5 protein-coding genes and 1 pseudogene are annotated in these 10,553 nt (G+C 33.9%); 3 read left to right on the top strand and 3 right to left on the bottom strand.

The genetic code is table 11. The features are described 5' to 3' along the window. Positions 1-4,784, bottom strand: a 4,784-nt coding sequence (locus CN514_RS01200; protein ID WP_098231017.1) for a S8 family serine peptidase, incomplete at its 3' end; no start/stop codon positions are given. Positions 4,785-5,351: 567 nt separating this feature from the next. Between CN514_RS01200 and CN514_RS01195 the strand changes: the two genes are divergently transcribed. Continuing rightward, positions 5,352-5,756 (top strand): BsuPI-related putative proteinase inhibitor, encoded by a 405-nt coding sequence (locus tag CN514_RS01195; RefSeq protein ID WP_176525749.1) that lies wholly within the window; start codon positions 5,352-5,354, stop codon positions 5,754-5,756. A 511-nt stretch (positions 5,757-6,267) separates the two neighbouring features. Here the strand turns inward: CN514_RS01195 and CN514_RS01190 are convergent. Together CN514_RS01190 and CN514_RS01185 are read right to left on the bottom strand one after the other, a co-directional pair. Continuing rightward, a complete protein-coding gene (locus CN514_RS01190; protein WP_098231015.1) occupies positions 6,268-6,465 on the bottom strand; it encodes an aspartyl-phosphate phosphatase Spo0E family protein in 198 nt (65 codons plus the stop codon). 1,465 nt (positions 6,466-7,930) lie between these two features. Then, positions 7,931-8,104, bottom strand: coding sequence for an aspartyl-phosphate phosphatase Spo0E family protein (locus CN514_RS01185; RefSeq protein WP_286141504.1), 174 nt, complete (start codon positions 8,102-8,104; stop codon positions 7,931-7,933). A 1,563-nt stretch (positions 8,105-9,667) separates the two neighbouring features. Here CN514_RS01185 and CN514_RS25470 point away from each other — a divergent pair. Beyond that, the gene (locus tag CN514_RS25470) at positions 9,668-9,835 is read left to right on the top strand and encodes a type 2 periplasmic-binding domain-containing protein (protein WP_176525748.1); all 168 of its coding nucleotides are present in this window, start codon (positions 9,668-9,670) and stop codon (positions 9,833-9,835) included. A gap of 176 nt (positions 9,836-10,011) precedes the next feature. Continuing rightward, a pseudogene (locus CN514_RS26315) lies at positions 10,012-10,421 on the top strand (DDE-type integrase/transposase/recombinase); the annotation flags it as partial. Positions 10,422-10,553 lie beyond the last annotated feature (132 nt).

Genomic DNA, 10,553 nt, shown 5'->3' with positions numbered 1-10,553 from the left:
TTTCCTTTTATTGATTTTCCATTTACTGTTATGTTTGTTATTGAGCTTCTCCATTTTGAATTGTCTTTGAAGGTTATGTTGATTGTTTTTCCTACTTTGTTATCTTTTTTGTCTGCTTTTAATGTTGGTGCAGGTTTTACTTCTGGAATAATAACCTGTGTTACTTGTCCATCTTTGTAACCCTTTGCTTTTATTACGATCTTGTAGGATTGAGCCTTTGTAAATACTTTTCCGTTTATTACTATGTTTCCTTTATCTATTTTGTAGTTTCCTTTTATTGATTTTCCGTTTACTGTTATGCTTGTTATTGAGCCTCTCCATTTTGCATCGTCTTTGAAGGTTATGTTGATTGTTTTTCCTATTCTGTTATCTTTTTTGTCTGCAGTTAATTTTGGTGCTGTTTTTACTACTGGTGTCGGTTTTACAACTTTTGTATTAACATACAATCTTCCCTCAGTCATCTTGGTCAATTTATTTCCATTATTGTCCTCAACTGTAACCTCTATCTGTCCACCGTTTAATACAATGTCTTTTGAAACAATCCATTTTCCAACATAATGCCCTATACCTTTTCCATCTTTATCTACTACCTCTTTCATTGGCATTTCAATGGCAGATTCATTAACTGTTTGTATACTATTAGTCTTATTTACATTACCTATAGGAGAAATAATTCTAAATGCTGCTTTCTTTAATCCTACTTCTGAATCAAATTCAACCTTAACTGCATCACCAGAATTTAATTTTAAATCTTGATCTGGTTTCAAATTAGTAATACCTTTTATTGAATATTTCACATTTACAGTTACGCTCTTAACTGTTTCATTTCCTGCCTTGTCTCTAGCAACAACATTTATTCCATTTTGCCCTTCCTTAGACATAAGCTTTACTGTCCAGTTTCCATTTGAATCTATGTCTGCCTTTGTTCCGTTAACATCAACATTTTCTAAATAATCATCTTTAGCTGTTCCCGTTACAGTTATAACTTGATCATTTTTATTTGCGTTATTTTGTGGGCTTGTAATTTCTAAAACTGGTGTCGTCTTGTCTACTATAACCTTTATTTCCTTCGAATAAGGAGTAGATCCGATTTCTGTAATAGTTTTTGCCTTTAGAATATTAACTCCCTCTTGAAGTACAGTATCAATTGAAAAGCTTCCATCATCGTTTGTCTTTCCATTTGCTATATCTTCATCTTTGCTAAATATATGAACGTCCATTCCTGGAGCCGCCATACCTTTTATTGTTACGTTTTCATTATTTAAATATGGGTTGTCCACTGGTGAAGTTATAACTGGAGCTAGTGCCTCCTCTTTAACTGTTGCTCTAATCATCATGTTTCCAAAATCTTTATTTGCTAAAGTGAATGGGCCTCCTTTTACAAACTGCCATGATCTTTGTGCTACTATTGAATTTTTATCCAATGCAATTAGTGGACTCACAGGAGCCATCTTATCCTGTATTAAAACCATATAAAAATCGCCTGTTACAACTATTTGTTGCGCGGATAAATCAACGACTGTCCATTTCCCTGCTTCTCTAATAGCATTTCCATTGAATGGCCCTGCAATCATTTTTCCAGGGGCGCCATCTTTTCCACTTGCATCATAAACTGCCACCTTAAATGTAGTTCCACCTGATGTTGGGTCAAACATAAATTTTCCAGAGGTTACTATTGCCGAGGTCTGTCCCTCCGGAAGTGACATTCTTACTGCATAGCCGCCTCCTGCTTCCCATTGACCCACTGAATATTCTGGTGTTCCATCATCATAGCCTATCTCTCCTGAAAAATTTATAAATGGTTTTAGCTGAAGATCATGTGAGACATTTCCATTCCCCGTAATATCTACAGTAAATTTCTCATCAAAATAGTTCTCTGCTGTAACCTGCACTGTATATTTACCTTCATATGCAGTTATTGAGTAATTACCATCTGCATCAGTTGTAACTGGTGCTACTGCTGCATCCTCAGTTAGGTAAACTTTAGCGCCGTTCACAGGTTTTCCTGTTTGGGCATTAATAATTTTACCTTTTAATATTCCCTTAGGTATTGGAACCATTGTAAAGTTTGCATTTTCAAGAACTTGGTTTTCTGTTACTTCAACCCTCTGATCCTGTGGATAGTATCCATAGGTTTCAGATCTTAATGTATACTCTCCTGCTTTAACTTTAAAACTATATGAACCGTCTTGCGGATTTGTTTTTGTTGAACGACCATTTTCAATAATAGATACTGTAGCTGGTAATGGTTGTCCTGCTATATTAGCATTTGTCTCTACAGAATTGATTATTTGTTCTTTTGGGCTATTACTTAAAGCTGACGTGCCATTTGATGCTGCAGATTGGTTTGGTAATCTAAACGGTTCTTTTGGGCTTCTGCTTCTTAAAACGGATGTGCCAGCTGGTTTTAAAGATTTGTTTGTTAATCTAACATCATCTATAAACCATCCCTGCTTATTATTGGATTCATTAGACATAAATGCAAATGCGATATTAATTTTCTTTCCTGCATATTCGCTTAGATCTATTTCCTCATCTGAAAATCCTCCTGTCATAGAGCCTCCATATTTTGCTACTAAATACCAATTCTCATCGTCGTCAGTTTTTACCGCAACAAATGCATAGTCATTGTTTTCTTCTATATCATACCAATTTTTAAACTGTAAATAAGCACTTCCTTTCGGCAGGACAATAGGAGGACTTTTTAAAAACATTCGTTCATTTTCTGAATATGTTCCTTCAAGATTGGTGCCTAAAACCTTTTCTCCTGAGGCTGCTGCCTTAGGTCCTGTTGTAGGTTTTCCCCACTGAAATTGATTCGTCAAGCTCGGATCGCTTTCCCATCCTGTCATTTCTGTTTCAAAATTATTAAAGTATCCTATTGTAATTGCAGGTTTAACAAGCATTGTATAGATATCACTTGTAACCTCATTCCCTCCAAAGTCAACTATTCTCCATCTGTAAGATAGATTTGATCCTGTGACTACTTTATCAGCTGGAATGATAGCTTCATAGCTCCCTGACTTGTAGTCCCCACTCTTCCTTTCAGCTGCAACTGTTGTCCACTCATCCGATGGATTATTTCTATATTGAAGCTCAACTTTCTCGACGCTTACATTATCCTGTACTTCTATTTTTAAATCTTGTTTCAATCCTTCGTATGTCTCTTTAACAGGTATATGTTTAAATGTTGGTGGAACTGTATCCTTGGCATCTGTTAATACTTGGCCTTTAATCTCAGATATTCCTTTTAAAACTGATGTTACAGCCTTAAATGCATTTATAACACCATATCCATATCCATTGTTAGGGGTTGTAGGATATTCAGAGTCAGTACAAGGAGTTGCTGTTTGCTCTATTATTTTTTCTATTTCATCTACAGTTAAGGATGAATTGGCTTGTCGAAGTAATGCAACAAGTCCTGATGTATGTGGACCTGCCATCGAGGTTCCATTCCATCCACCCTCATATTTACCTCCTGGAACTGAAGATCTTATATTAACTCCAGGTGCTGAAATTTCTGGCTTTTGAATTCCACCATATGGTGATGGCCCCCTTAATGAAAAGCCAGCTAACTTGTTGTTTATGTCAGTTGCTCCTGTTGCAAAGGATTCTGGATAGTTTGCAGGATTAGCAACTGATCCTGGCCCACCGGAATTGGTTGGGGTTGTATTTCCTGCTGAAAATTCCGGGAATATATTTGCTGCTCTCCAGTTTGTTATAATAGTTTTATACCAATCATCTATTCCAGGACCGCCTCCCCATGAGTTATTAATAACATCAGGAGCCATTTCTGGATGTGGTACTCCATTTCTATCTTTAGGAGCAAGCATCCATTCACCAGCTTCTATTAAATCTTCATCTGTTCCGCCATCTTTTGTAAATGCCTTAACAGCTATCCACTTTGCTCCTGGCGCAACACCTATCTTATTTGTTCCTGTTGGTTCTGAACCAACCATAGTACCCACTGTATGGGTTCCATGACCAACATCATCGTAGGGTGCTTGACCTTTTTGTTCTGTTGCATCAAACCAATTAAATTCGTGATTTGGTTTATCTGGATTAGCTGGGTCATAGCCTCTATATTTCGACTTTAATGCAGGATGATCCCACTGAACTCCTGTATCAATGCTACCAACAACTACTCCTGTTCCATCTATTCCCAAACCCCAAACGTCAGGCACCCCAATTTGTTTAAGGTTCCATTCTGTATTATCTACAGTTGGAACAACAGCTTCAGTAGCCTTTTCTGGCTCAATTAACTTTGTAATTTCATTAGGTATTATACTTTCAACTTCTGGCATTGCCGCTATGTTTCTCATTACATCCTCTGTTGCTGTAACTGCCATACCATTTACTACGTAAAATGATTTATAATCCTTTACATTTCCATTTAACTTTTCTGTTTCAATATACTTTTTCAAGTTTCTCTGTGTTGAATCTGATTTAATTCTTAATTCAGAAACGATTGATGAACGAACTACTAACTCTTTTTTTACATTTGATAGTTGCTTATTCTTAGCTTTAACATCATTAGCAACCTTTACTGTATCTACCTGATCCTTAAATTTAACAAGAAAGGTAGTTTGAGACTTGTTGGCAAATTCTTTATTAAGTTCTGGACTTATTTTATTCTCTATTACTTCTTTAGAATCCAGATTATAGCTATTCATAATATTTTCACTTGCATAAGCCTTATCATAATTTCCAACTGGTCCAACAAATGAACTTATGGTAAGTAGGAAAGTTGTCGACAATGCAAGCATTTTTTTGGTGATTTTCATCGTGTTTATACCTCCATATTTAGATTGAATTTACCTAACTACTCCTTTTCCCTCCTTTCCCTTAACTGCTTCAACCCATTGACTTATAAAAAATAGGGTTTGCGATGAGTCTTACAACATTAACTGCATGTTCAAATGTTAAAAAATATCTTGAAGCAGGATTCATAGTTGAATAGGTTAAATTAAGAGATTGCTAACAAGATGAAAAGGCCACCTCCTAAACCAATTACCGATTCTGTATCAAAGTTTTGTAGTTTCTAGTTGTACATGAAATGAATGGGTAATATTGAATTTTAAAAGAATTATATATTTGTTTAGACTAGGATGACAAATGGGGTTTTGTAAGGGGGGAGCAACCTATTATTTTACACTTTTTTACATTTTTTTATATTTTTTTACATTTTTAATATGATTACAATGTAAATCTATCAATCGTACTATTAATATAGATTTTGACTTGGGTTTATAAACTAATATATTGACAATTAATATTTTTTGTAATATTTGGTATATAAGATGATTTTTGTTTGCGGGAATCAATTAATCTTAGCTAAGGAGGTTAAAGGCATGACAGATTGGATATGGGATGGAGATGTCATCGCAGACGTGGAAAAAGCCACGCTTATTTTTACATTTAAAAATAATAGTAATCAGCCAATGCTATTAGAGTTTCCAACAAGCCAGTTTTATGATTATAAGGTGTATAATGCACAAGGAGAACAGGTGTATCATTTTAGTACAAGGAAATTTTTTTTACAGGTGATTCAAAATAAGTCGTTAAACAGTGGCGAACAAATCCAATGGAAAAGTACGTGGAATTACAAAACGAATGATGGAGGAAGCTCACCTACAGGAACATATACAGTTCATGCCATTTTAGAAATATGGAAAATAAATGACAAACTTGTTAATCCGAAGCCAGCTACTTCATTTACATTCAATATTCCACCTAAAAAAACAACCATTCGATAAGTGCAAGTTGCAGGAAAAGAATTTTTTGATTTAAATAAACTTGAACAAATCCACACTCTTCAAAAAGTTCTTTCTTGATTTACTAAGTTGATACATTAACGCCTGAATTATTACATCGAGTAATTGAAAGGATTGAAATTAAAGCAAGTTCTTAGAATCCTCTCTCTTTCCTTCAAACATTGTTATATCAGGCTGTTTCTTACTTCTATTCGGGCTCAAACCCACGTTCCTATTTTTTCCCATTCATAATAAACCCTCGCTATAAAATCCGTTTTTTCACATTATTCATTCTAACTTTTTTAAGCAAATCATTATTATTCATCAAATAAAGTCTTGATAAAAAAAAGAGAGAAAAGGCTTGAGGTGACTGCGATTGTCCCTTTTTCCTTTTCTCTACTCATGCATTTTATCAGATAATCATAAATGAGATGATGTTAAGTTTCCATCTAATACTAAATCTTGGTATGAACAGCAATTGATGCCAAGCACTATAAGTTTAGAATATCGATGTCTAATTCATCAAGTATTCATAACGCTCATCCTTCAAACCAGTATATTTTTTGAATAACTGATTGATTAGCTGGTCTAACTCTTGACTACATTGAATGGTATTATAATGAAGAAATCCATACCTCTTATTAATATCATATAATTCATTTCTCTTTTCCTCTATTGCTAATGTTGCTTGTTGTTGTAATAAAGTAACCATTCCTATCTGCCCCCATTCGAATAAATCTCTTATAAAGATTTTTATATTGATGTGACTTGCTAAATTTGCTACTCAGTTGTTATCTTTTGCGCTTGTTACAGTAAAATTAGAATAATTTAATCGATTAACTGAAAGCTGCATTCCATTTTGACACTAGTGAGAAACGGCTGGTGAATGCTCAAATCCAAAATTCTTTCTTCAACCCTTTTTCACTGCTTTTTCTACAGAATAGAGAAATTAATCTTAAAAAACCGACAACGTCATTACGAAGCGTCACCGGTTCTTGTTAACATTAAATAAGCTAGGATCTATACAAAGTTTGCACTTGTGATGTCAAAACGTACAAGTTGCTGTCATTGTATAATCAATCAAACGAAGGAAATACTCTAAGACTATTTCATATACATATTGTTAGAATGTATTGGTAATTTTACACTCGTAAACTATTACACTCTTTTTCTAACCATGCTGTCTTATGTACACTTTATACTTTTGTTCCATCTTCTATCGAAGTCTATTTAGACAATACGAGGAAGCTAGAAAAATCGTAGATAAAGAGGTAGCTAAAAGCGTCTTCAATTTCCTTTTATTCACCATACATCCTCCTAGTAGATATGAATAAATTAGGGTTCATTGTTGATTAGGGTAAATTAAGAGATTGCTAATAGATTATACGCGACATCACCTGGACGAATTATCGATTTTGTAGCAGAGGCATGTAGTTTCTAGCTGTAAAGAAGTGAATAGGTAACACTGAATTTAATAGAATTGTATATCTGCTAGAATGGTGTGACAAATGGTTTTTTTCACGGGGCTTAAGACCTATTTTTTTTATAATTCAAATGATTTTAACTAAAAATGCATGGCAAATCTCTATCAATCGTACTATTAATATATATTTTGACTTGGGTTTTTAAATTAATCTATTGACCATTAAGCGATTGTGTAATTTAAACGTTTATAGCCAATAAAAAAGGTTCTTCGATTTTTTTGAAGATCGTTTTTTGCTACTTATATAACTAAACCAGCCGTGAAATAACCGATGGAAAGATTAATAAATTGCAAGGAGAATTAGTTGAATTAGAATATAAACTGTATACTCGTAATGATGAAAGTTACGTAAATAATTCGATAAAAGACATTATCAAACTGAACGAAATTGTTCCTAAGGCTTTGGACGTTCTAATTAATCGCATCACTTGTAATATGAGTAGCAAAGTTACAATTCAATATAATTTTTCCAGTCCTTTATTATAAATAAAAAGGCAGCGCCCAAATGGGCTTGCTGCCTTACTTTAAAATGAGTTGCGCCACGCACTCAACATGTATAGTCTTCAATTGGCACTACATGAGATGATGATGAGTTTACGTATAATCATTAATACTACAGAATAAAGTTACTTCAATTTGTAAGAAAAACATCAAAAGAAGCCTTTACAATTGATAATTTTGTATATAGGCTGGCTTAAAACCACATCCCAACATACCTTTCTTTGAATAACTGATTTAATAACTTGTCTAGCTCTTGACTACATTGAATGGTTTTGGAATGAAGTAATCCATACCGCTTATTAATATCAAATAATTCATATCTCTTTTCTTCTATCTCTTTTGTTATCTGTTGTAATAAAGTAGCCACCCCTATACCCCTCCATCCAAATAACTCTCCAGTAAGAATTCTATCTTGATATGACTTCCGAATTTAGCTACCTCGTTATTATCTTTTGCATATGTTACAGTTTAATTAGCAAGTAGATGAACGTCCTTTTTTTTTAAAGTAATTTTATGATTAATTGGAAGCCGCGCTCCATTGTGCCACTTCGCTTAATTTCGTCAACTCTCATCAAAACTGGCTGGTCAACGTTCAAATCCAAAGTACCATCTGCAACCCCTTTTCTCCGCTTATTCCTAAAGAATAGAAATATAAAGAGTAAAAAACCAGCAACGTCATAATGAAGCGCCACCGGTTCTTGGGAATCATGAAATTATCTAGAATCTAACTATAGTTTGCACAAGAGAATTTTTAACGTACCATTTGCTGTACCTGCTTAGTTCATTACATTACTCGTATAAAGCACCATCGTCTTTTTGTTTAGCTATTACAGATAGATTAGCAGAGTATGTTACACCTTGATAATCATTTGTTGCTGAATTATCAAGCTTTACGCCAAACTAAATATCAATGTATTCATTTTTTTCTAAATTCCAGAATTTGTTGCCTTTCCCTGATTCTGCACCATCAACCAACAGAGTTTGTTTTTCACCGACAGCTGAAGCGGACTTTGCTGCTACAGGAGCATTCAGGAAGCCAGTTACTATTTCTACACCTTCTGTACCAGCTGCTCCTTTCTTAAGATTCTGAATTTCCCATACCGACCATACCTCATTTTTAGAGTAATATTATCCGTATGTCCAAGAGTTAGAGATTCATTGCAAGTGCTTTGAAGTTCTTGCACAGGAACCAAATAAATAATATAAGCTGCTTCAGTTAGTGTTCTTGGCTACTGCATCTTATATTAAAAACTTTAAGGTTTTACGAGTTTATTGTAAAATCATGAAATATTATGGTAACCATAACAATATTTTATTGATATTCGACAAAACACTAATATGCAAAATCCAAAAAATCTGCTTCTGGCGAAAAGGTAATGCAAATGAATTGATGGTTAAATGGGTGAAAAAGGAAAAATATGAAGTTAATGAAGTTGAGTTATGGAGAGATAATAGTTGAAAGGCATTTCTTACACAACTAACGCTAGCATTAGTTGAAGATCAAGAGTTACAGTTGTGACTCTTTCTCTTACGATTAGTCATATTTGACTCAAATCTAATAATTTTATTAAACATATGATGATAACTAAAATAGGACATCACAAATAGACCTACTCTTTTGAGATTTTTTGATTAGCTCTAGATATAGTTAATATAAAAGGGTGACTATGATGTAATTGTAAGCCTGTAATCATAGTTCATATCGTGAGTAACTAAAAAGAAGATATTCTTTAGTAGCTTACTGTCTTGCCAAATTGAAAACAACGCTATATAAAAATGGAATGACAAACATCGTGATTGCAGAGAACGACATGGTTCTAGTGGTTTCTAAAGATTTATATGCTAAATACCCGGAAGACCAATTACTGACGAAATTTCCTTTAATTAAATATCAAGCTGAAAGATATTTTGAAACGACGATGAGTAAAATTTGAGACAATCGAAACTCTTACCACAAAACGTAATAGAAATTGGAAGTTTAGAAGGAATCAGAATGGCCGTATTAAATAATATCGGGGTAGGCTTGGGAAGCAGTGTCTACATAAAAAAAGAAATTAGCAGTGGTGACTTAGTCCCAAATCCAAAAAATTTGGAATAGCATTTCTACTATGGAGTAAAAAAGCCGAACGATATTCTTTTAGTTGTGATATAACACTGATATTAGTGGAGAAGTAGTTGCGTTATGACAAGTGGAAAGGTTCCGATGCAACAACTTTAGAACAATTGCTATGAATCTCTAACCCTTGAACATACTGATACAATTATTCTAAAAAGCTGCGTAATCGGTATGGAAAAACAAATTTTTTTTCAAATGGAAGTATTCAAGCTGACATTATTTTGTTAAAGGTGAGATGCTATCTAGGGTACGCAATTAGTTTCCGTGATTAGGTGGAAATGATGGGGAACGAGGCTTGTCCATTACTCACACAATCAGTATGCGATGGGAACATCAATAAGGTCCTTAATTGAATAAGAGAATCTTTCCTCAACTCAAACGAACCAATGACTCATGGGCAGTGAATAAACGTACATAAAAGTAAAAGGATAATGGATGTATTTACATAGTGTAGTTGGATCAAAAGGAAATACCATTGACTTTTTCCTTAGTGAGGGATGCCAAATCAGCCAAGCGATTTTTGAAAAAAGCCTTGGCTTTTTCGTATGTTGCCAGACCACTTGTAATATAACCAGATTTTTTGGATTGAGCAGATAAGTATAGTGCTGAATATCAATAAAATAATGTTATGGTTACCATAATATTTCATGATTTTACAATAAACGCGTAAAAATTTAAAGTTTTAATATAAGATGCAGTA

This window comes from Bacillus sp. AFS001701 (genome assembly GCF_002559405.1).
Lineage (GTDB): Bacteria > Bacillota > Bacilli > Bacillales > Bacillaceae_G > Gottfriedia.
This window is presented reverse-complemented; position numbering and strand designations above follow the sequence as displayed.

Coding starts and splice junctions, on each gene's coding strand:
- CN514_RS01195 (WP_176525749.1), top strand. CDS start 5,352: ATGACAGATTGGATATGGGATGGAGATGTCATCGCAGACGTGGAAAAA.
- CN514_RS01190 (WP_098231015.1), bottom strand. CDS start 6,465: ATGGTTACTTTATTACAACAACAAGCAACATTAGCAATAGAGGAAAAG.